The 20,104-nt window shown below is 42.2% G+C and carries 28 protein-coding genes and 2 pseudogenes; 10 read left to right on the forward strand and 20 right to left on the reverse strand.

Annotated elements, in window-relative coordinates:
* Positions 1–131 precede the first annotated feature (131 nt).
* The 4 genes from sspO (at position 132) to ACH32G_RS00285 (ending at position 1,582) form a co-directional block, all read left to right on the forward strand.
* Entirely contained in the window at positions 132–278 is a 147-nt protein-coding gene (gene sspO, locus ACH32G_RS00270) for an acid-soluble spore protein SspO (protein WP_003244839.1), read from the forward strand.
* 30 nt (positions 279–308) lie between these two features.
* Complete coding sequence (locus ACH32G_RS00275) at positions 309–455, forward strand: small acid-soluble spore protein P (protein WP_003153984.1); 147 nt, start codon at positions 309–311, stop codon at positions 453–455.
* 94 nt (positions 456–549) lie between these two features.
* Positions 550–921 carry an Hsp20/alpha crystallin family protein gene (locus ACH32G_RS00280; protein ID WP_045925795.1) on the forward strand — a complete coding sequence of 124 codons (372 nt, stop codon included), beginning with the start codon at positions 550–552 and terminating at the stop codon, positions 919–921.
* 232 nt (positions 922–1,153) lie between these two features.
* Positions 1,154–1,582 carry a DUF2621 domain-containing protein gene (locus tag ACH32G_RS00285; RefSeq protein ID WP_045925794.1) on the forward strand — a complete coding sequence of 143 codons (429 nt, stop codon included), beginning with the start codon at positions 1,154–1,156 and terminating at the stop codon, positions 1,580–1,582.
* A 27-nt stretch (positions 1,583–1,609) separates the two neighbouring features.
* Here the strand turns inward: ACH32G_RS00285 and ACH32G_RS00290 are convergent, their stop codons facing one another.
* The 3 genes from ACH32G_RS00290 to ACH32G_RS00300 all read right to left on the reverse strand — a co-directional run bounded on the left by ACH32G_RS00290 (position 1,610) and on the right by ACH32G_RS00300 (position 3,334).
* Positions 1,610–2,101, reverse strand: coding sequence for a CcdC family protein (locus tag ACH32G_RS00290; protein ID WP_095240656.1), 492 nt, complete (start codon positions 2,099–2,101; stop codon positions 1,610–1,612).
* A gap of 78 nt (positions 2,102–2,179) precedes the next feature.
* Positions 2,180–2,542: a response regulator gene (locus ACH32G_RS00295; protein ID WP_016935975.1), complete on the reverse strand. Its 363-nt coding sequence runs from the start codon at positions 2,540–2,542 to the stop codon at positions 2,180–2,182.
* A gap of 84 nt (positions 2,543–2,626) precedes the next feature.
* Positions 2,627–3,334, reverse strand: a complete 708-nt coding sequence (locus ACH32G_RS00300; RefSeq protein ID WP_016935976.1) for a cytochrome c biogenesis protein CcdA — start codon at positions 3,332–3,334, stop codon at positions 2,627–2,629.
* 201 nt (positions 3,335–3,535) lie between these two features.
* Between ACH32G_RS00300 and ACH32G_RS00305 the strand changes: the two genes are divergently transcribed.
* Positions 3,536–3,709 carry an aspartyl-phosphate phosphatase Spo0E family protein gene (locus ACH32G_RS00305; RefSeq protein WP_012117647.1) on the forward strand — a complete coding sequence of 58 codons (174 nt, stop codon included), beginning with the start codon at positions 3,536–3,538 and terminating at the stop codon, positions 3,707–3,709.
* A gap of 73 nt (positions 3,710–3,782) precedes the next feature.
* On the opposite strand, the gene ACH32G_RS00310 is transcribed toward ACH32G_RS00305, so the two are convergent.
* From ACH32G_RS00310 to yneA, 6 genes are all read right to left on the reverse strand, one after another.
* The gene (locus ACH32G_RS00310; RefSeq protein ID WP_003153994.1) at positions 3,783–4,001 is read right to left on the reverse strand and encodes a YneF family protein; all 219 of its coding nucleotides are present in this window, start codon (positions 3,999–4,001) and stop codon (positions 3,783–3,785) included.
* An 85-nt stretch (positions 4,002–4,086) separates the two neighbouring features.
* Positions 4,087–4,533, reverse strand: a complete 447-nt coding sequence (gene sirA, locus ACH32G_RS00315) for a sporulation inhibitor of replication protein SirA (protein WP_049628544.1) — start codon at positions 4,531–4,533, stop codon at positions 4,087–4,089.
* A gap of 150 nt (positions 4,534–4,683) precedes the next feature.
* Positions 4,684–6,687 carry a transketolase gene (tkt, locus tag ACH32G_RS00320; protein WP_448813876.1) on the reverse strand — a complete coding sequence of 668 codons (2,004 nt, stop codon included), beginning with the start codon at positions 6,685–6,687 and terminating at the stop codon, positions 4,684–4,686.
* 165 nt (positions 6,688–6,852) lie between these two features.
* Entirely contained in the window at positions 6,853–7,086 is a 234-nt protein-coding gene (locus tag ACH32G_RS00325; protein ID WP_003153997.1) for a DUF896 domain-containing protein, read from the reverse strand.
* 68 nt (positions 7,087–7,154) lie between these two features.
* A complete protein-coding gene (locus ACH32G_RS00330) occupies positions 7,155–7,805 on the reverse strand; it encodes a YneB family resolvase-like protein (protein ID WP_016935979.1) in 651 nt (216 codons plus the stop codon).
* Positions 7,806–7,820: 15 nt separating this feature from the next.
* On the reverse strand, positions 7,821–8,132 hold the full coding sequence (yneA, locus tag ACH32G_RS00335) for a cell division suppressor protein YneA (protein WP_448813877.1): 312 nt from the start codon (positions 8,130–8,132) through the stop codon (positions 7,821–7,823).
* Positions 8,133–8,284: 152 nt separating this feature from the next.
* Between yneA and lexA the strand changes: the two genes are divergently transcribed.
* Positions 8,285–8,905 carry a transcriptional repressor LexA gene (gene lexA, locus ACH32G_RS00340; RefSeq protein ID WP_448813878.1) on the forward strand — a complete coding sequence of 207 codons (621 nt, stop codon included), beginning with the start codon at positions 8,285–8,287 and terminating at the stop codon, positions 8,903–8,905.
* Positions 8,906–8,917: 12 nt separating this feature from the next.
* Here lexA and ACH32G_RS00345 read toward each other — a convergent pair whose 3' ends face one another.
* A complete protein-coding gene (locus ACH32G_RS00345) occupies positions 8,918–9,247 on the reverse strand; it encodes a hypothetical protein (protein WP_448813879.1) in 330 nt (109 codons plus the stop codon).
* Positions 9,244–9,672 (reverse strand): hypothetical protein, encoded by a 429-nt coding sequence (locus ACH32G_RS00350; RefSeq protein ID WP_448813880.1) that lies wholly within the window; start codon positions 9,670–9,672, stop codon positions 9,244–9,246. Before ACH32G_RS00350 ends, ACH32G_RS00345 begins: the two co-directional genes overlap by 4 nt.
* Positions 9,673–9,827: 155 nt before the next feature.
* Between ACH32G_RS00350 and ACH32G_RS00355 the strand changes: the two genes are divergently transcribed.
* Entirely contained in the window at positions 9,828–10,277 is a 450-nt protein-coding gene (locus ACH32G_RS00355) for a YndM family protein (protein WP_047474802.1), read from the forward strand.
* Positions 10,278–10,303: 26 nt separating this feature from the next.
* Here the strand turns inward: ACH32G_RS00355 and ACH32G_RS00360 are convergent, their stop codons facing one another.
* From ACH32G_RS00360 to ACH32G_RS00380, 5 genes and pseudogenes are all read right to left on the reverse strand, one after another.
* A complete protein-coding gene (locus tag ACH32G_RS00360) occupies positions 10,304–11,134 on the reverse strand; it encodes a prohibitin family protein (protein ID WP_016935983.1) in 831 nt (276 codons plus the stop codon).
* A complete protein-coding gene (locus ACH32G_RS00365; RefSeq protein ID WP_016935984.1) occupies positions 11,121–11,270 on the reverse strand; it encodes a hypothetical protein in 150 nt (49 codons plus the stop codon). Before ACH32G_RS00365 ends, ACH32G_RS00360 begins: the two co-directional genes overlap by 14 nt.
* Positions 11,271–11,376: 106 nt before the next feature.
* Complete coding sequence (locus tag ACH32G_RS00370; protein ID WP_064778970.1) at positions 11,377–12,201, reverse strand: poly-gamma-glutamate hydrolase family protein; 825 nt, start codon at positions 12,199–12,201, stop codon at positions 11,377–11,379.
* Between the two features lie 212 nt (positions 12,202–12,413).
* The gene (locus ACH32G_RS00375; RefSeq protein WP_016935986.1) at positions 12,414–12,848 is read right to left on the reverse strand and encodes a dUTP diphosphatase; all 435 of its coding nucleotides are present in this window, start codon (positions 12,846–12,848) and stop codon (positions 12,414–12,416) included.
* 164 nt (positions 12,849–13,012) lie between these two features.
* A pseudogene (locus ACH32G_RS00380) lies at positions 13,013–13,166 on the reverse strand (hypothetical protein).
* Positions 13,167–13,439: 273 nt separating this feature from the next.
* On the opposite strand from ACH32G_RS00380, the gene ACH32G_RS00385 reads away from it, so the two are divergent.
* On the forward strand, positions 13,440–15,857 hold the full coding sequence (locus ACH32G_RS00385; protein ID WP_448813881.1) for a peptidase G2 autoproteolytic cleavage domain-containing protein: 2,418 nt from the start codon (positions 13,440–13,442) through the stop codon (positions 15,855–15,857).
* A 167-nt stretch (positions 15,858–16,024) separates the two neighbouring features.
* The gene (locus ACH32G_RS00390; protein ID WP_448814293.1) at positions 16,025–16,207 is read left to right on the forward strand and encodes a hypothetical protein; all 183 of its coding nucleotides are present in this window, start codon (positions 16,025–16,027) and stop codon (positions 16,205–16,207) included.
* 61 nt (positions 16,208–16,268) lie between these two features.
* Here the strand turns inward: ACH32G_RS00390 and ACH32G_RS00395 are convergent.
* Positions 16,269–16,803: pseudogene (locus ACH32G_RS00395) on the reverse strand (GNAT family N-acetyltransferase).
* A gap of 142 nt (positions 16,804–16,945) precedes the next feature.
* On the opposite strand from ACH32G_RS00395, the gene ACH32G_RS00400 reads away from it, so the two are divergent.
* A complete protein-coding gene (locus tag ACH32G_RS00400; protein ID WP_016935991.1) occupies positions 16,946–17,035 on the forward strand; it encodes a YjcZ family sporulation protein in 90 nt (29 codons plus the stop codon).
* 160 nt (positions 17,036–17,195) lie between these two features.
* Here the strand turns inward: ACH32G_RS00400 and ACH32G_RS00405 are convergent, their stop codons facing one another.
* From ACH32G_RS00405 to ACH32G_RS00415, 3 genes are all read right to left on the reverse strand, one after another.
* The gene (locus ACH32G_RS00405; protein WP_049628539.1) at positions 17,196–17,816 is read right to left on the reverse strand and encodes a lytic polysaccharide monooxygenase auxiliary activity family 9 protein; all 621 of its coding nucleotides are present in this window, start codon (positions 17,814–17,816) and stop codon (positions 17,196–17,198) included.
* Between the two features lie 209 nt (positions 17,817–18,025).
* Entirely contained in the window at positions 18,026–19,099 is a 1,074-nt protein-coding gene (locus tag ACH32G_RS00410) for an LLM class flavin-dependent oxidoreductase (RefSeq protein WP_016935993.1), read from the reverse strand.
* A gap of 171 nt (positions 19,100–19,270) precedes the next feature.
* Positions 19,271–19,918 (reverse strand): DUF3885 domain-containing protein, encoded by a 648-nt coding sequence (locus tag ACH32G_RS00415; RefSeq protein WP_448813882.1) that lies wholly within the window; start codon positions 19,916–19,918, stop codon positions 19,271–19,273.
* Between the last annotated feature and the right edge of the window lie 186 nt (positions 19,919–20,104).

The following is a 20,104-nucleotide window of genomic DNA, read 5'->3' on the forward strand; positions in this document are numbered from 1 at the left end:
TAAGTAAATATCAATGTTTTTATTAAATACAATAAGATCGTCTTATCAGAATGATTTCCGGTAAATTTTGTCCTGTTTTATGTCTCATACAACGGGCTGTAAAGAGCCATATTAAAGGTGAGGTGATGATCATGGTAAAACGAAAAGCCAATCATGTGATAAACGGCATGAATGATGCAAAAAGCCAAGGTAAAGGCGCGGGTTATATTGAAAATGACCAGCTTGTCCTGACCGAAGCAGAACGGCAGAACAATAAAAAAAGAAAAACAAACCAATAGCCGTCACCCCTTAAAAAAGGAGGCTTTAACATGACAAATAAAAATACGAGCAAAGATATGCATAAAAATGCTCCGAAGGGCCATAATCCCGGCCAGCCGGAACCGTTAAGCGGAAGCAAAAAAGTGAAAAACCGCAACCATACAAGACAAAAACATAATACAAGCCACGATATGTAAAACAGACCTCGGTGTCTGTTTTTTTGTGCTTTCACCCATTCAAAGCTTCTGCATACGTTATAGCAAGGCTTTTTTAATATGGAGGGATGCTTCCATGAATCATTCAAATCACGCTGAAGAATTTGATGATATCGAAGAATGGCTGCGGCAGTTTTATGAGGACCCGTATGCTTGGTATGACGAGGCGCTTCCGATCGATCTATATGAAACAAGCCGTCAATACATCATTGAAGCTGACCTGACGGCGCTGAAGCCAGTGCAGGCGATGACCGTCACTCTTTCGGGAAATGAGTTCATTCTCTCTGTTAAAACGCTTGAACAGACGTTAAACAAACAAATGATGCTGCCTTTTTATCTAAATGACAAACATATTTTCACTGATTTCACAAACCATATTCTGACCGTCTCCATGAACAAGGAGTCAAATGAAACCCCTGCCTCTTTTTCCTTTCAATTTCCTCTATAACATAAAAAAGCCGTTTTCATCCCTCAATGAAAGCGGCTTTTTTGTCCGGTCATATCAGTCATATACCCTCGAAGTGAATCTCCCATGGCCAAATAGCAGAATCACTATACGATAGAATATGTTCTAGCAATCGGATTGACTGGACATCTATCATTTTTTCTATTCTTTTTTCATGTGTTCTTCTATTCTGTCTTCGTTTACAATATGGTTAAAGTAAGGAGGAGATAAAACAATGCTTGAAGGCTGGTTCATGTGGTTTATTTTATTTTGGGTCATCGTAATGATCGGATTGCTGTCCATCGGCGGGTTTTTTATGTTTCGAAAATTTTTAAAACGCTTACCGAAAGAAGACGGCCGGTCAGAACTGGATTGGCAGGATTATTATATTGAAAAAAGCAGACACCTATGGAATGAAGGCGACAAGGCGTTTTTGGATGAACTGGTCGCCCCCGTGCCAGAGCTCTTTCGGGATGTAGCCAAAGCTAAAATCGCCGGAAAAATCGGTGAAATCTCTTTACAAGAGGAAGCAGAACAAATAAACCGGGATTTAATCATCAGGGGTTACATACTGGCCACTCCTAAGCGGGATCACCAGTTTTTGAAAAAACATCTCCGCGAAAAACAGATTGACCTTACTCCTTATCAAACCCTGCTCAAATAAAAAACCTTTCCGGCGGACGGAAAGGTTTTAATTCATCTGAATATCAGCGGTCTTCAGTTCATTGGCAAGTTTGCGGTACGACATAAACATCGCGATGCGCCACGGGACAATCATTCCGAAAGCCAGAATCCAAAACATTCCGCTTAAAGCTCCGTAATCAATCGTCGTGCTCAAAATGGATTTCATAGCGATTCTGATAACCAGCAAACCAATTAGGATAAACACAAATGCTTTTGACCGTTTTAAATAGATTTCATTATTTTTAATCTCAAATTTAGATGTTTTTATCAGAAAAATAGAGAAGATCACGCCCAGCGTAATGGCCTCCAAAAATTCTTCGCCCGTCACTCTGAAAATCGGAAAAAGAAACATCAGCGCTCCCGTACTCATGAAAATCGGCGGGAGAATTATTTTTTTTGGTGAAGCGGGCTTATCGGAGGATTTAATCCTCACGATCATTACAGAGATTGCCATGGCCGCTGCAATAACGGATGAAATTATAATCATCATCTTTATCATTCCTTTGCTTGCACGGAGTTTGATACTATATACTATACTCCAAAAACATAAAAAAACCAATGTGAAAAGAAAATACGTTTATGTTCCCGTTACCCTGCCTACGGCCTCCAGCACTTTAGACCCTTCAAACGGTTTAACGATAAAATCTTTAGCGCCCAGTTCAATCGCTTCCAGAACGATCCGCTGCTGCCGCATGGCGGTGCACATAATGACATGGGCTTTCGGGTCAAAAGCTAAAATCTCCTGCAGCGCCTGTATTCCGTTTTTAACCGGCATGGTAATATCCATTGTCACCAGATCGGGGCGGATTTTTTGATAAACGGCCAGAGCTTCCTCGCCGTCAGCCGCTTCTCCGGCCACTGTATAATTCGCCGATTCCAGAATCTCTCTGATTTTCACTCTCATGAACTTGGCGTCATCTACAACTAAAACTCGTGTCATATTCCCCTCCACATATTTAACATTAACTAGTCTTATTGTACCAAAAAAGAAAGGGTATATAATAGTTCAAAAGTTATCAATCTCTTACAGCCCCTTGAACCCTCCGAAAAGATTTGACAGAACGATCAGAATATAACTCATCCAGTTAAAAAACAGCATAATTCCGATGACAATCATAACAATGCCGCCGGTTCTCATGATAAGCAGCTGGTGCTTTCGAATCCAATTCATTCTGGTAATAAAAAATGAAAGAACTAGAAAAGGAATGGCGAATCCCAAAACATATAAAAACATATACGGCACCGCTGAAGAAGGATTTGTACCGGCCAGTGAAAACACGGCGCCTAAAATAGGCCCGCTGCACGGCGACCAGCCGGCTGCAAACGCCAGGCCGATCAGAACAGAGCCGATAAACCCCTCGGGCCGGTGCTTAAAATGAATGCGCCGCTCTTTCATCATGATTTTCGGCTGAAACACACCCGCCGTAATGAGCCCGAAAAGCACCAGCATGATAGCGCCAAACTGGCGGATCGCTTCATGATAACGGGTAAAAAAACTGCCGATGAACGAAGTGCCGTATCCAAGTGCAATAAAAATCACGGAGAAACCAAGCAAAAAACAAAGTGTATGCACGAGCCCCCGTTTTTGCAGCATCACCTTTTCCGTTTTCACCTCGTCCATGCTGACACCGGTTATGTATGACAAAAAAGCGGGGTACAGCGGCAGACAGCAGGGAGAAATGAAAGACAGAAACCCGGCCCCGAACGTCAGAAAGTAATTAAAACTCACCATGACACACTCCTTTCGAGTTATGACAAAATCATTTCATTTTTTTAACACTTTCCTATGAAGGATTACTTTTTATAGAAAAAGCTTATATAATTTAATTTGACATCAAGATATTATACTCCTTCTTATTTGAAAAACAGTATAAATGTGGATATAATAATAGCGATTCAAGTGAAAGATTTATGTATGAAAGGATATATCCCTGTGATTAGAGAGCATCTATTAAATGAAATTGAAAAAAAACGGGCAGAGCTGCTTAAAATCGTCATGACAAACGGAATGACATCAAACATTACGATAGAACTCAGCCAGGAGCTTGACCACCTTCTCATACAATATCAAAAGGAACTGCACACCGGCAGTTGGGGTGAAACATGACGCCAAAATAAAAAACCCTCTCCGGGTTTTTTATTTTTATAACCATGTATCTCTATATCATAATCTTTACGTATTATTTCGCTTGATTATTCATGGCTTTCATCATTTGATTAATTTTCTTTTGAGAAGGTTTCATTCCCATTTGCATCATCATCATGCGTAACATTTGTTCATTAATAGGCGGATTCTTTTTCAAATAGCTCATCATATATTTACGAGCAATAAAAAACCCGAGTGCAACACCTATGAGCAATGCGACAACGCCCACTAGGATGCCAACCCATAAAGTCATTTTATTTCCTCCTTCATGTTGTCTAGTTTAAAGTGTACTAAACCAAAGGCTATTATACAACATTTACATCTCTTTTTGCTCGTTTTTAGACAAAATTTCTTTCTCTGACCGGATTTAACCACCCATAACGCCTTGTCTTAAAATCCATCGCAAGAAAGCAGGGGCTGATTTTACGGAGAATCTCGAAGAAAATCGTTTCCGCCTCATAATCTCCCGAAGCTGCAATCTCAATCAAACTGTCTTTCATCATGAAGGTGGCGCGGCCCTTTTCTCCGGGCAGTGTAAGCTGATAAATTGAATCTAAACGACTGTAACACATTCGGTTTAAATGAAGCTGGAGACGCTGATGCATATGTATCACCGGAATCGGTTCTGTTATATAGTGAACTTGCTTTTTTGTCAGTTGATATTCTTGGGGTGTCAGGTTTGTCCAATGATAGTCTCGAAACAATTCAAACATAGCGGTTTCCCGCCCGAAGTAGTGGTTCGCAAACTCATCCTTAATCAGGTGCGTATAGTAATGACGTTCCATTTCCTCATCCCCTTTTACAGCGCTGCGTATTGCTTTCTATTATACAAAAGGAGAAAAGAAAGAATTGTCTATTACTGTTACGGCGCCCCTTCTATTTTTGTCGTATAAACAGGAAAAAGAGGATGATTTGACTCATCCTCTTTTCTTTCTTTATTTGTTTAGCAGTTTCTTCACGCGGTCAGCCACGTTTTCTGCAGTAAACCCGTATTCTTTCATAATTGTTTCTCCCGGAGCCGAAGCACCGAAACGGTCAATTGCGAGAACGTCTCCTTCAAGACCGGTAAATTTGCCCCAGCCGAAGCTTGATCCCATTTCAATTGCAAGACGTTTCGTCACATTCGGAGGAAGTACGCTGTTTTTGTACTCGGCCGATTGTTTTTCGAAACGGTCCCAGCTCGGCATGCTGACTACAGATACATGAATGTTTTCGTCAGCAAGCTTCGCCTGTGCTTCAATCGCAAGTCCGACTTCAGAACCTGTCGCTAAAAGAAGGGCGTCCGGTGAATCGGTTTTTGCTTTGGAAACGGTGTAAGCCCCTTTTTCTACTCCGGCATACGCTTCTTCAGCCTTCTGATCAATTGTCGGCAGGTTTTGGCGTGTCAACACAAGAGCTGTCGGATGATCCTGGCTTTGAACGGCTAGCTTCCACGCAGCTGCGGTTTCATTGCCGTCAGCAGGTCTGATCACAGAAAGATTAGGAAGCGCGCGTAAAGATGCAAGCTGCTCAATCGGTTCGTGAGTCGGTCCGTCTTCTCCTACGGCAATGCTGTCATGCGTAAATACATAAGTGACAGGAAGCCCCATTAATGACGCCAGACGAATAGCAGGTCTTAAATAATCTGAGAACACAAAGAATGTGCCGCCGAATACGCGGAGGCCGCCGTGAAGCGCCATTCCGTTTAAAGCAGCGCCCATCGCAAATTCACGGACACCGAACCAGAAGTTTTTCCCGGCGTAGTCTTTGGCCGTGAAGTCCCCTGCGTTTTTGATTGTCGTTTTGTTTGAACCCGCAAGGTCAGCAGATCCTCCGACAAAGAAAGGAATTTTCTTGGCGATGCCGTTCAGCACCTCACCTGAAGATGCGCGGGAAGCAAGGCTGCTGCCTTTTTCATAGACAGGAATTTCCTGATCCCAGTCTTTCGGCAGTTCGCCTTTCATGCCGAGTGACAGCTGTTCAGCAAGCTCAGGATATTTTTCCTTATAAGCCGCGAACTGTTCATTCCATTCCTGTTCTTTTTTCGCGCCGGCTTCTTTTACAGCTTCGTTGAAATGCGCGTATACTTCTTCTGGAACATAAAAATCTTCTTCAAACGTCCAAGCGTACGCTTCTTTAGTCAGCTTGCTCTCTTCTAGTCCTAGCGGAGCGCCGTGAACACCGGATGTGCCCGCGCGGTTTGGAGAACCGAAACCGATTGTCGTTTTCACTTCAATTAATGTCGGTTTTTTATCATTCTGGCGCGCTTTCTCAATTGCAGCCGTCAATTCAGCGATGTTATTTCCGTCCTCAACATAAAGGACTTCCCAGTTCATGGCTTCAAAACGCTGTTTTACATTTTCAGAGAAAGAGCGGTTTAAATCGCCGTCTAAAGAAATATCATTAGAATCGTATAATACGATCAGGCGGCCTAATTCCAGATGGCCTGCAAGAGAAGCGGCTTCAGAAGAAATGCCTTCCATCAAATCGCCGTCTCCGCAAATACTATATGTATAATGATCAACTACGTTGAATGAATCCCGGTTATATGTTTCAGCCAAATGGCGTTCTGCAATTGCCATTCCCACTGCCATAGCGATACCCTGTCCCAAAGGCCCGGTTGTTGCGTCGACTCCGGCTGTATGCCCGAACTCCGGATGTCCCGGTGTTTTGCTTCCCCATTGGCGGAACTGTTTCAGGTCTTCAATGCTGAGGTCATACCCGCTTAAATGCAGCATGCTGTACAAAAGCATTGAACCGTGTCCTGCTGATAAAACAAAGCGGTCGCGGTTAAACCATCCCGGGTTCTGCGGATTTACGTTCATAAACTTCGTCCACAGCGTGTAAGCCATCGGAGCAGCTCCCATCGGCATCCCTGGGTGTCCGGAATTAGCTTTTTCAATTGCGTCTATAGATAGTGTACGTATGGTGGCAACTGATTTCTTTTCAATTGTATCCATTATAATCCCCTTCCTTATTGTTGTACCTTTTCATCATAAAGCGATGCTGACTTTTTCTCAACTCTTTCAGCTTAAATTTGAGATAAACTTGTTGAAAATTGTCGCAAATCACAGCCTGATATTAGTATATACAAAAAAGAATACGTATTGCCGTATTCTTTCTGTTTAATGAAGATTATTTTTCTGTTGTTCCCTTTTTAATTTTTCAGGAGTGACATCATTACCCTCCGGATCAATAACTTTTACGCTCTTTAACGTATTTTTCATTGAGGAGCGGAACCCTTTCAAATACTCCTGGCGAAGCTTTTGCTGTTCGGCTTTTTCCTCATCGGTTATCGTGTTTGATTTAGCTTTTTGAGCCAATTCGTTAATTCTTGCGATTTTTTCTTTAGAAATCATAATAAGCTCCTTTGGTGCGTGTTGATTATATACTACTAAAACATAGTCTTTTTTACAACTGAAGCATGTCAGCTGCCTTCACTGTCTGCGATATATTCCTGAAAACGCCGGTGAACCGTGGCTTTGGATACATCATAGCCGAATCCTCTTAAGGTAGCCGCGATTTCTGCAAAGGTAAGCTTGTTGGCTCTCAGCCTGATAATTTCCGAAACAGGGACCTCTTTTTTTTCTTTTCCGCTGTTTTCATGTCTGTTTTTCAGATTCCGTTCAGGTTTATAACCGTTTTTTACGGCTCTTTTCATTCCCCGCCGGATTTTCATATTGTGAATTTTCCTTTGATATTCCTCAACAATACTGACGATTTCGAGTACCATCGTATCAGCTTCGGAAAGCTCCAGCTCACCTTTATGAGCCGTCGTATATATCTTTACGTTCTCCCTGTAAATACAATGCAAAAGCGCGATCTTGGCGTTTCCTCTTCCCAGTCTTGTTTCATCCTGCACCAATATCGCGTCAATATGTGACTTTTTAATTTCATCAAGCATTTCAAATACTCCGTCGCGGTCCATTTCGTAACCGCTGGCTTTCTCTGAAATGACTTTTACGACTTCCATGCCGTTTGCCGCAGCGATCTCACTGAGCTCCTCTTCCTGTCTTTTTAAAGACGTCTGCTGCTGTTCTTTGTTTGTGCTTACCCGGGCATAAATGAGCGCCTTCATTTCTCTCTTTCCTCTCTAATTGACAATGGCCAGCTGATATACGGCCGGATGCTCCTTCTTAACCGGAAGAATAAGTTCGTCTCCGGGCTTTATATCAGCAGTTTGGAGATGATTATTCTCCGTCACCCACTCAATGAAATCTTCTTTGTTAATATTTTTCATCTCTGCTACTTGATCCGCAAGTGACCACAGAGTATCTCCGTCCTGAACCTTTATTTTAACATATTGGCTGAGTGCCTGATCATTTCCCGCACATGAAACAAGTAAAATAACGGCACTTAAAATCGCAGTAAACAGTCCGACAAATATGATAGATTCCTTCGCCATTTAAACAACCTCCAGAATGTTTGTTCGCTTTTTATACCTTTCAGTATATACGAACAAACGTTTCTGTCAATCGTTTTTTTCGAACCTATGTTTGTACTGTCAGGAAAATCATGCTATAATCTACTTAAAATCGACGTTTTGAGGTGCGAAATATGACGAAGCTATCAAAAAGGCAGCTTGATATCCTGCGTTTTATTAAAGAAGAGGTAAAAACGAAAGGATATCCGCCTTCTGTAAGAGAGATAGGAGAAGCAGTAGGACTGGCTTCCAGTTCAACCGTGCACGGACATTTGGCGCGGCTGGAGACAAAAGGCCTGATCAGACGGGACCCTACTAAACCTAGAGCGATTGAGGTATTGGATGAAGAAGAAGTCCAAATTCCGAAAAGCCAGGTTGTCAATGTCCCGGTCATCGGAAAAGTGACGGCTGGTATTCCGATTACGGCTGTTGAAAATATCGACGAGTATTTTCCGCTTCCTGACCGGATGGTTCCTCCGGGAGAACACGTATTCATGTTAGAAATCATGGGAGAAAGTATGATTGACGCCGGCATTTTTGACAAAGATTACGTCATTGTCAAACAGCAGAGCACGGCCAATAACGGGGAAATCGTGGTGGCTATGACCGAAGATGATGAAGCCACGGTCAAGCGCTTCTATAAAGAAGACAATTATGTGCGGCTGCAGCCGGAAAATCCGACGATGGAACCGATTATCCTGCAAAACGTAAGTATTTTAGGGAAAGTGATCGGCGTATTCAGAGCCGTTCATTAATTCTATTAAACTTTATTTATCGTAAAACCCCTCTGAAAGGGGTTTTTCTTTTGCAAAAAAAGAGCAGATTCGCCCTGGCTTAAGAAACGAACCTGCTAAGGAGGAAAAACTTACATCTTTATTATCTGTCATCTCACTTTTGAAGTCAACAAATAATGTTTCCCTAAGGAAACTTTTTATCCATTTTTCAACTTTTGTATTTGTGCGCGCTGATTTTGATATATATTTATCTTTACCTGGAGCGGGCGGATTACATTGTATTTGTGAAAATTTAGTACATAGTACAATAGGTTTTGATGAGGTGTAAAAAAACCCGCTGCCTTTGCGGGTATCTATTTTCATTCAAAATGATAATATTCCACGCCGTATAACCCTTTAATATGAACAGGTTCACAGACGTTTGAAGAGCTTTCAATCAGAATCCTGTATTTGTGATACGGATCAATTGATTTTTTGTCCTGGGCACTTAGGTTTAACCAGCTGCCGCTGTAGCTTTTAGAACTTAATGTATAAAAGTTTCCGTTCAGCGCCATCCGCTGGAGTTTTACGTTTAAATTGCATGAAGAATTGTTCACAATGGTGAACTTGTATCCTAATAGGTAATCATCAGCTGATACAGCCCCCGGGTTTTCAATAAAAAACTCTTTTGCATCTCCCTCCATAATGAAGCTTGTTTTTGATCCGAATTCAGTGGTAGCCGCTTCAGCTGAGTGTACTCCGCAAAAACATAATAAAAAAACAGCAATACATATCCACCATTTTTTCAATTTTGCATCCCCCTTTTTTACATATTTTAACTTGTGAATATGGTGATGTCTATTTACATTTTATTAAACGCACACTTCATAACCACTATATACCAGTTTAAAAATTTGCTGATTGCCTACAATGAAGACTAAACGAAATAACGAAGGTGGTTCAAATGAAACATGTAATTGCTTTCGCTTCTAAAACAGCGCTCACACTTGCTTTGCTGTACATTGTCCTGGATCTGATGTACCAAGTAACTTTTTTAAACGTTCTGTTTATTACCTTGATTTTAAGTTTGATCACTTACTTTTTGGGTGATTGCATGATTCTGCCGAGAACAAGCAATTTTACAGCCGTTGCAGCTGATTTCGGAATTTCATTCATTATATTATGGATATTTCTAATGAACATTGGCGGGTTTAATGTCTCCCCTGCAGCGGCAGCGGTTATTTCTGCATTTTGCCTTTCTGTTTTTGAAGCATTTTTCCACCGGTATCTGCAGCAATTTGTGCTGCCTGAAGATTATCAGGGCGAAACAGGGACAGACAGCACACAATTGAGATATCAAACCGAGGCGTCTGAAGAATTAATGCCTGAAAAAGATTCTGAAGAAAAAACATAAAAAGGAGGCATCCGCCTCCTTTCTTTTTATTTTTGCTTCTGATCGTCCAGCGGCAGCTGCAGCAGTGAGTCTGTGCCTGTCGCTTTCGGTGTTTTTCCGTCCCATTTTTCAATCCATTTATATTTGATCATTTCATCAGACATTGATTTTTTTATGATTTGGTTATAATCAGCGATCCCTTCCGCTTCAATTTTTTTCTTTTTCGCTTCTGCTTCAGCTATTTTAATTTCAGTCTGCGTCCGTTCAAGCTCCTGTGAAGACTTCACTCTTGCATCAATGGCTTCCTGTGTGGCTTTATCCGGCTTCGGTACGCCAAGCGTCAGATCATCAATTAAAAATCCAAGGTTCTTCATATCCTCAGCAAACCTTTTTTGAACATCGGCAGCGGCTTCTGCAGATTTTTGCCCATATGTGTCAATAACCGAGTATTTGCTGATTGATTTTCGCGCCGCGTCCCACAGTCTTGTTTTTAAATATGTATTTTCAATCGTTTCAACGTCTACCGCCCCGAATTTGTTAAACAGATCGACTACTTTATCAGGCTGCACAACATAGTTGTAAGCGATATCCATTTCAATATTTTTACCGTCTGAGGTTGCCACTTTTATATTTTCATTATTTACGGTCTGCATACGCACCGGATATTCCGTTACTTTATTAAACAAACCGACTAAGTGCCAGCCTTGATCCAAAGTTTCGGATTTTACCCCGCCGTTCGGTGAGTATACGACTCCGACATAACCATTCGGTATTTTTTCAATAAATAATGACGCCGTAACGCCCGCAATTAAAAGGGCTGCGCCTATAATCACACCGCCGAGTATTTTTTTTGTGTTTCTCCGCTTATTTTCGCTCATGCTGATCTTCTTCCTCCCATGACTTTTTAAATTTTTTGGCTCCGCTTCCCACTTGTTTAAAGATTGGACTCAGCATCAGCCATAAACCGAATCCGATGATGGCAAGAAGAATGACAGACCCAATCATCACTTTCATTCGCCCACCTCTTTTCTTTCATCCTGTCAGTTATGTATACGATCTTAAGAACTTAAAGTTTCATAAATTTCAAAAGAAAAAGCTCCGCCGGCAAAAAGCCGCGTGCTTATTTATAATTGTCATTGATAAAATCAGAAATCGTTTTTGTGAATTGTAGAAAGGTATCGTTTTGTGTGGACGCTCTGCTTTTAAGCGTAAAAGTATCAAACAGTGATTTTCTAAAACCGGTGCTCATTTCGATTTGAATACTTAATCCGGATGAAGATTGATTGGCAAGATTGTTCGGACTGACACCTGCGTATTTATCATTTATGCCAAGAAGAACGGCAGGATACCCGTTTCGTTTCAGCACACCTGTCAAAAGTTCGGCCCGTTCTCTGTCTGTACCGCCGATTTTTATCTTTTTATCGTCGCTGCCGTAACCGTGCAATGAAATGACATTTGAGTGCTCTTTCACCATTTGAACGGCTTTAGGTTCGTCGAAATGCGAACTGGTCAAATGCAGCTCAGCATTGCCGGCTGATTTTAGCCCTTCAAATAAATACAGGCTCCGGTTTTCGGCAATTTTTCTAGCCAACTCACTGGTACCCGGCTCTATGCCTCCGCCGTGTATAGCTAATATGAGAACAGAAGGGTCATGTTCTTTCGATGAAATAGAAAAAACGGAGGGGGCCTCATGCAGTTTTAATTCATCGAAACTGCCGTAAGTATCTGAAGCGGCATCAGCCCGTAAAAACGGCAGAAACAAAAACGATAAAATTAAAACTAAAATTCCTTTTTTGGTTATTGATGGCAATTGTATGTTTATGTTACAATACAAATGCTTCAGCCTTTGAAGCGAACGGCAGAACAGGGTGACTTTGGACGGTTTCTTCTGCTCTGCCTCTTTGCCAGCAGCTTTACGGTCTTCTCTTCTAACCCTTTTTTTCATAACATCATCCTTTCTTTTGTTTACACTTTTGTCACAATATTATATACGCTGGACAAGACCTCCGTTCATCTTAAAGAATAAAAACATCAGAGCATCTTCTAGATAGACGGAATGCTGAAGAAGGAATATCGGGAAATCATTCATCAATATGCTAGCGCAGCTGGCGCTTCGAAATCAATAAAAAGACTGCTTAACAGCAGTCTTTAATCGTTTTATTTTGTGCCTGTTGATCCCAGACCGCCGCGGTCATTGTTTCCGAGCTTGTCCACTTCGATCAATTCCACTTGAGGCATTTTCTTCATGATTCTGAATTGGCAGATCCGCTCTCCCTTGGAAATATCGGTATCCCGAAGTGCGTATGCCGGGAAAAACCAGAAATCATTGTCACCTTTATAAGATTCATCGATGACACCCATTGAATTTGTCTGAATAATACCGAAATGCTTATATGTACTTGAACGCGGAACGACATGGGCCTCATATCCTTCCGGCAGCTCCATCGCAACTCCGAGCGGGATAAGTTTGAACTCACCTTTTTTGATTGTTATATCCTCTGCAGCCCGTAGATCGATCCAATCGCCCTGTTCAATTTTACTGATTCTCGTTTGTGTATCATCTGAATATTTAATTTTAATTTGTAAAGTCATGTTCGCCGCTCCTTTTGATTCCCTATTTTAGTCGTATTAATGACCAATCCGTGCACCATTATACCATTTTAACTGAGCAGCTGAGGAAAGGATTTAATGCGAAGAAAAGAAAACGCTTAATTGAGAAGAAACCGATAAGCGGGATATCCCACTCAGGCTTTTGATTACTGTTGGTCATAATAATCATTATACTTTTGATCAAATACTTGTTCGCTTCCGCAGAGATAAATAATATATTCAATAAATGCTTATGAATGCCGAAACCCCCTAGAAAAATGCTAATATTGCAGCCGCAATTCTGCTTTCCTTACTTATCATAACGTCCCCCAACAATCTTTTTCCATCGTTTTCACAGGAGAGCTCCACTTATAATACACACTCTATATAAAGGTAAATTTTATACTAGTTTTCAAAAACTTTCTTCGTTTTGATCTTTCACCTGAAATATTGGCGTTTTTTTGAAATTCAATCTGATTTTAAAAGGGATTTCGTTCTCAACAAAGAATTTGATGAATAAGCGCATAAGGCGCGCGGCTTTTTTCTGCTCCCCTGCGTCAAGCGCTTATATCAAAAGAAAGAGGTGTCTTTAGAATGGTTCAATTTAAAAACTTTCCTGATCCGTCTTTAAACGCCGCATTGCAGTCTCGCCCTTCGCATTCCTCTGAATTGGAACATCTCAAAGCAAGGATGCAAAATTTTATTAAGCATTCCGCAACAGATGATAATCTTGAGATCGCAGATGCCCGAGTGACGGCGGAAGGAATGGTCACCTCACTTTTAAAAGAACGGCTTGATACAGAATACGAAATGCTTATGAATAAAATCACCCGGGAAGTGAATGTAGAGGATTACGGAGCGGTCCCTGACGGCCGGGACAATACGGAAGCCTTTCGGAGAGCGATCGGGAACGGCCGCGTCAAAGTAAATGTTCCCGCAGGAGAATTTTTAGTTCAAGGGATAAAACTTCCGTCGTGGACTACCATCTCCGGTGAGGGACAAGGGATTACCGTAATTAAACTCCATGAGGACACTCCCGCATATGAATGGGTTATAACCAATGATAACTACGAAAATGGAAACCGTAATATTTTTGTCCAGGGCATGACTTTAGACTGGAATCCTGATCGTCAATGCGGAGTCCGAAACCCCGGGGGACAATTTTCCAGCTGTTTAACGTTTGCCAATGTGCAATACGGCTGGGTCAAGAATGTTGAAGCGGTTAACGCAGGTCTGCATGGTATCGATATCACATCCCCGGCTTATGATCATTTGCCTGAAACAGAATGGACGAAAGACGGCTGCCGTTATATATGGATAGATAACTGTGTGGCGTACGGCGCCGGAGACGACGGTATTACCACCCATTACAGCGAATATATTTTCATTTCCAACTGTCATTCAGGGAACCCGCGCGGCACAGAGCATGCCGAGGGCAGCGCAAATTCGAATGGCATTGAAATTGATGACGGCTCTAAACATGTGTGGCTTTTGAATAACTATACGAGCGGAAATATCCGCGGAATTGAAGTAAAGGCGCACAGCCTGTGGCCGGCTTCCCAAAATGTTCATATTATCGGCCATGTTTCGTATCGTGATGTACGTTCGTTTGATATTCGTCATATCGGACACCACCAGGCCTCAGACCCCGAAAGCACGACGGCTTATGATGTTACTTTAACCGACTGCACCGCGATTGAACCGGTCTTCAACGCTCTCTATGACAGCGTGACTCCAAGGGCGCTGGTTATCTCTGCCTATAAAAACGTAAATGTAAACGGATTCACAGCTATTGGTGATCCTTCATATGACTATGGCGGGAATCCTGTCGTAGCCCTTCAATACCGCAGTCAAAATATTACGATCAGCGGCATTAAAATACGCGGTTTTACACAAGCCGGTGTTGACATCAATATATCCGGCGGATCAAATAAAACCGATTATGTTAAAATTTCAAATTTTGATATTTACAAGTCTTCTCCCAAAGGCATCTCAATTGGCGGAGGCCAATATAACGTAAATATTATGAATGGAACGATGATCGGAGATGGCGGTGCTGTCGGAATTACGTCCCCTAACAGTCAGGCTGTCATTCTCGGCGTGCAGGCGGAAGGCTACAGCGCTGCCGCTTCTATAAAAGGACAGACTTACGAGCAGATCCCCGTCAATTTAAAAGGCGGCGCACAGCTTGCGACAAGCTCGGGTTTTGCATTTAACCCGACAAGCGCCGTTATTGCGGGCACAGGCGATATTACGGCAAGAGGTGACAGAAATGCGATCATCAGCTCTTCCGGAGGTTCAAGTTCTGAAGGTTCAAGGGCATTTATCGCTGCTTCAAACAATGTACATGTTACGGGCAGCAAAGTCTCCAGAACTATTCTGTCATCAGAAAGCATTACATTGGAAGAACCGTACACCGTTGCCGGAGGGCATAAGTCCATTAAGTGGAAACTGGACTCAGCGGGCGGCCACGGAACTTTCGCCGGAGCCGTCACCTCTTCCCTGTCAGGGTACGGAGAATATTTTGAAAGTGTAAACGGCCAGACGATTCCCGCCGGGACGATCGTCACAGTGAGGGGAGAAAAAATCGAGCCGGCTCACGTTGGTGATTATATGCTCGGCGTCATTTCAGAAACAGCCGCTTTTATATCAGGAGCCGCAAGCTTCGGATGGCAAAGCCGTTTTTTGACAAACGAGTTCGGCGGTTTCATATATGAAAATGTAACTGACGAAGAAACAGGAGAAACGATACGCGTGCCGAAACAAAACCCAGACTGCAGTCCGGCTCTTGAAGCTGACTATGAAGCGCGCGCCGCCAGAGACGAATGGCATATTGTCGGACTCAGCGGCCGGCACTACGTACGGGTAGACAGTACGGTAAACCCGGGAGATTATATCACGGCCCATAACGGAATCGGTACAAAAGCCGCGGAAGGCTGGAAGGTATTGAAACTGACCGCCTTATACAGTCCAGAAAAAGGGTACGGCATTGCAATAGCGGTTATCAAATAGTATTTTCATATCAGGATCATTTCCTCCCTATCTATCGGACGGGTATGATCCTGTTTTTTTATACCGGATGAGACGCCTCTTTTACAGCATATCGTTTCATTTGTCCAAGCCATCTGTTCCTTCTGTCATAGAATACTACCGTCAGATGAAAAAGGAGGGATATGAGTATGGATATGGACATGGATATGAATATGGATATGGATATGGATATGGATATGGACGGACATTATGATCACGGTAAAAAGGAAGAAAAGCAGCCTAAACAAAAAAAGAAAAAGAAACAAGACAAAAAGCATCTTGATTATGATTACATCGTTGTCTATAAAAGAAAATGCAAAAAATGTTGCTGACATGACATATCAACGCTTTTTACACCCGGTGAACTCCGGGTGTTTTTGTTAATGTGCATTTCTAAATAAGATTTTGATCGTGATAATCAGCATATTGAATTCCACAGACCTTAATTTGATACATATATCCTCTCAAAATTCCTTCTGATTGAAACCCCGCCTTTATCAATAATTGATGAGACGCTGCATTCTCAATGAAAACAACAGCGCCTATACGATTCAGCCCAAGCTTTTCAAACCCAAAAGAAAGAACATTCTCCAACGCTTCAAAAGCATAGCCATTCCTCCAATAATTCGGATGAATCTCATAACCGACCTCCGCCCGCTTATGCTTGGGCACCCAAGAGTTGAAACCAATAGTTCCGATTATTCCCTTCGCATCTTTTTTCTCAATTCCCCAACGCATTCCCTTTTTATCATGATATTGATCTTTAAACCAGCCAATCATTTTTTCAGCCTGTTCCATTGAATCAAAAGGTTCCAAACCATAATAGCGTGTTACATTTGCATCCTGAAAAACAAGCAAATATTTGCTTTGCATCTTTCTTTTCAACTTCTCTAAGAATAAGTCTGTCCGTTTCTATTACAGGAAGCATTTACGGTCCCCCCTTTAAAAGATGGAAATGTGAGAAGAAAATATATGCAGACGAACTTTTTTTCAAAAATAAACTAGCATCCCTATCAAACTTTTACATTCAGCATAATATGTATTAATCCTCTTAAGGGAGGTGAGATCATATGGGCGGTTATGGTAGCTCCTTTGCGTTAATCGTGGTGCTATTCATTTTATTAATCATCGTCGGTGCTTCTTTCCTCGGCGGTTATTAAGAGTCTCCCTTACCTCCGCATCCATGTCAGCATTACCTCTATGATCGTAAGGCGCCATAATGAATTCATTATGGCGCTTTGCTGTTTCCTCCTTTAACTAACTCTTTCAAACGAAAAAGATCGGCAATGCACGAATGCAGCCGATCAGTCATTTCATAGATTACTGTGTAAGGTTTATATCAATGACATTATAGAAGGCATTGGAAGTATCCGCGACATCCCATACCCCTAAAATGATATGATAACCGCTTCGATCAGTCGGCACAAAAATTCTATGAGTCAGATTCGTATCTGCCTTGGAGCCATCGTGGTTTACCGTTCCGATTAATTCGAATTCATCCCTCGACAAAGGTTTATTCGGATTCCAATTTTTCTTGGTGATATAATAGTGCCACTTTGATGTCGCATGGGGTGCGGTATAGTGCCAAGTAAAAGAATTAAAGCCGCCGCGTATATTCTGTTTTACCCAATGATCTGCAGTCTGCTTGTCCAGTCCGAAATCAATTTGTCCCGATCCTCCGTTTGCAGATGCAATTCTTCCATCCGGCGGACCTGCGGCCGGAAATCCTTTCGGCCCTTCAACAGACTGAGGATTATCAATGACGGAGCCATATTTCTGAGCAGCGGCCGTCCAGCCCATTGTCTGTTTCTCTAATGCTCCCATGTACGCTCTGCTGACGGGATCTTTTATATACCCGTGTGCAGATGCATCACTTGAATAGAAAGCGCCTCCAATACCGAGAGTAACAGTTAAAACTGCAGCTTTGACTAAACCCTTCATCTCTACATCATCCTCCCTCTTTTGTAAATATAAACCTTTCAGTATATACACTTCACGATGGAGGATGAAATGACCTTCCTTTTCTTGATAGGAAAAAGCAATGAGGTTCGCGCTCTTCCCTTTGTTTTTTATAATCATTAAAAAAGCCGGACCGTTTCTGATGTCGAGTCCGCGATGTTCAAAAACCGGCCCGCTCCGCCTGACTCCATTTAATCGCTTGATTTGCCGGTTTCTCTTCGGATCACCGGTGCTACTTCTGATGCTAATCGTTCGATGTTTTCCGCAGCTTTTTTAAATGGCATACCGCCTATATCGATTTGCGCAAGAAACCGCTGATGGCCAAACAGCTCGTATTGGTGCATGATTTTTTCAATGATCTGCTGTGAGCTTCCGACAAATAAGGCTGTTTCTTTACCGGACGCCCGCTCAAAATCTTCCCTCGTTAAAGGTTCATGAATACCGTGGTATGAATGAACATGAGACCAATAATTAGAATGATACGGGTAAAATTCTTGTATTGCCTGTTCATTCGTTTTTGAAATGAACGTATGCCCGGTTACAGCAACCTTCACATGTTCCGGCGGATGACCGGCTTTAGAAGCCGCTTCTCGGTATTTGTCAACAAGCGGTTTAGATGATTTCGGATCACCGCTCAATACAGCTAATGCCAGACCGGCGCCTGCTCTTCCGGCCCGCTCCGCACTTTCCGGAGTTCCTGAAACACCTAACCACAGCGGAATGCTTCCGTGAAAAGGCTGAGGGGAAATTTCTGCGTCATTCAGCGGCGGCCGATAACGTCCTTTCCAGGTGACCGATTCTTCCCCCGAATTTAATTTCAAAAAAAGCTCAACGTGTTCTTCAAACAGTTCTTTATAGTAACCCACATCATAACCGAAAAGAGGAAACGAGTCTAAAAATGCACCGCGTCCCGCTATGATCTCCGCCCTTCCGTTTGATATCAGATCAAGCGTTGCAAAATCCTCAAATAAACGGACTGGATCTGCGGTGGATAATACAGTCGTAGCACTCGTAAGCTTAATGTTTTCGGTGAGCTGTGAAATCGCTGATAAGATGACCGGCGGCGACGACACTGCATAATCAAGACGATGATGCTCGCCTACGCCGAATACATCAAGCCCTGCGTCGTCAGCCAATTTCGCCAGCTTTATCAATTCCTCTACCCGCTGCTTTGCGCTGACTGTTTTCCCTGTCAGAGGATCGGGGTATAATTCTGCAAATGAATAAATTCCAATTTCCATACCATCATGATGTTCAGCCCTCACATTTCTCTCCTCCTGCACTGTGTAAAAAAACTTTTATGCTGTTATTCTATTCAGCCGTTTTGCAAAATGGAATTCATCCAAATAAATACAGCATCATAGCATCCAAAAGTTCCGTTACATTCCTCCCGCACAAATGCGAAACCGCGCAAGCAAGAACACACCTCGAAAAAGCTAATTCGAATGCATGCGTTCACTTTCAATCCAATCGTGATATTGGTCATAAAGCGCACGTATTTTTCCGGTATCAAGGGCGATAACTTCACACCCTCTGTCATCATATATAAAGAAAATAATGTCTTTTGCAATATTCACAAAGAAAACATCGGGATACTCAACGGTGTAACCCCCGAACCTTGGCTTCAGCGGAAAATCTTCGTGAGCAGCTGCCTTAAGTAATGGGGTAATACGCAAATCCTTCCGTTTACATAATAAAGAAAACTGCTGCATCTCGTATTCTTCTGCATCATCTTCTTCGAACGGATACGGACAGGTCTCCACCTGAATCCGATATAAATCATCCTTGCACTTCAGAAACGGCTGATAAATTTTTAATTTGCTGGCGTCATTACCTTGAGTTTTGTGCTTATATATGTTTGCAACAAGGAATAAGTCATCGTTTTGTTCAAACAGCTCATTAAAAATTTCGGTCATTTGATGATGGACACACTGAAAATACTCAAGATTCAGCTCACCGCTTTCATTAAATTGATACATATTGCCGCCGAGAGAAAAATGAATTCCCACGTCCCATTGATGATAAATGCCGGGCACTAATTTTAAAGTCGGAAACCTTTCCTTCAGATAATCCTTTATTTTCATTCAAAACATTCTCACAATGATCGACCTACTTTTTACTTTTTCGCCCTTGTAATATTATTCCGATTGGAATACAATGAAATAGAACACTGTGAACCCCATTATCAGGGTGGATGCTGGTCACATCCATCCTGATCCTTTTTTCACAAGCTCACCTTCACTGATCCTTCCATTCCGAAGCTGTTCATT

Source organism: Bacillus sp. CIS52 (genome assembly GCF_053545315.1).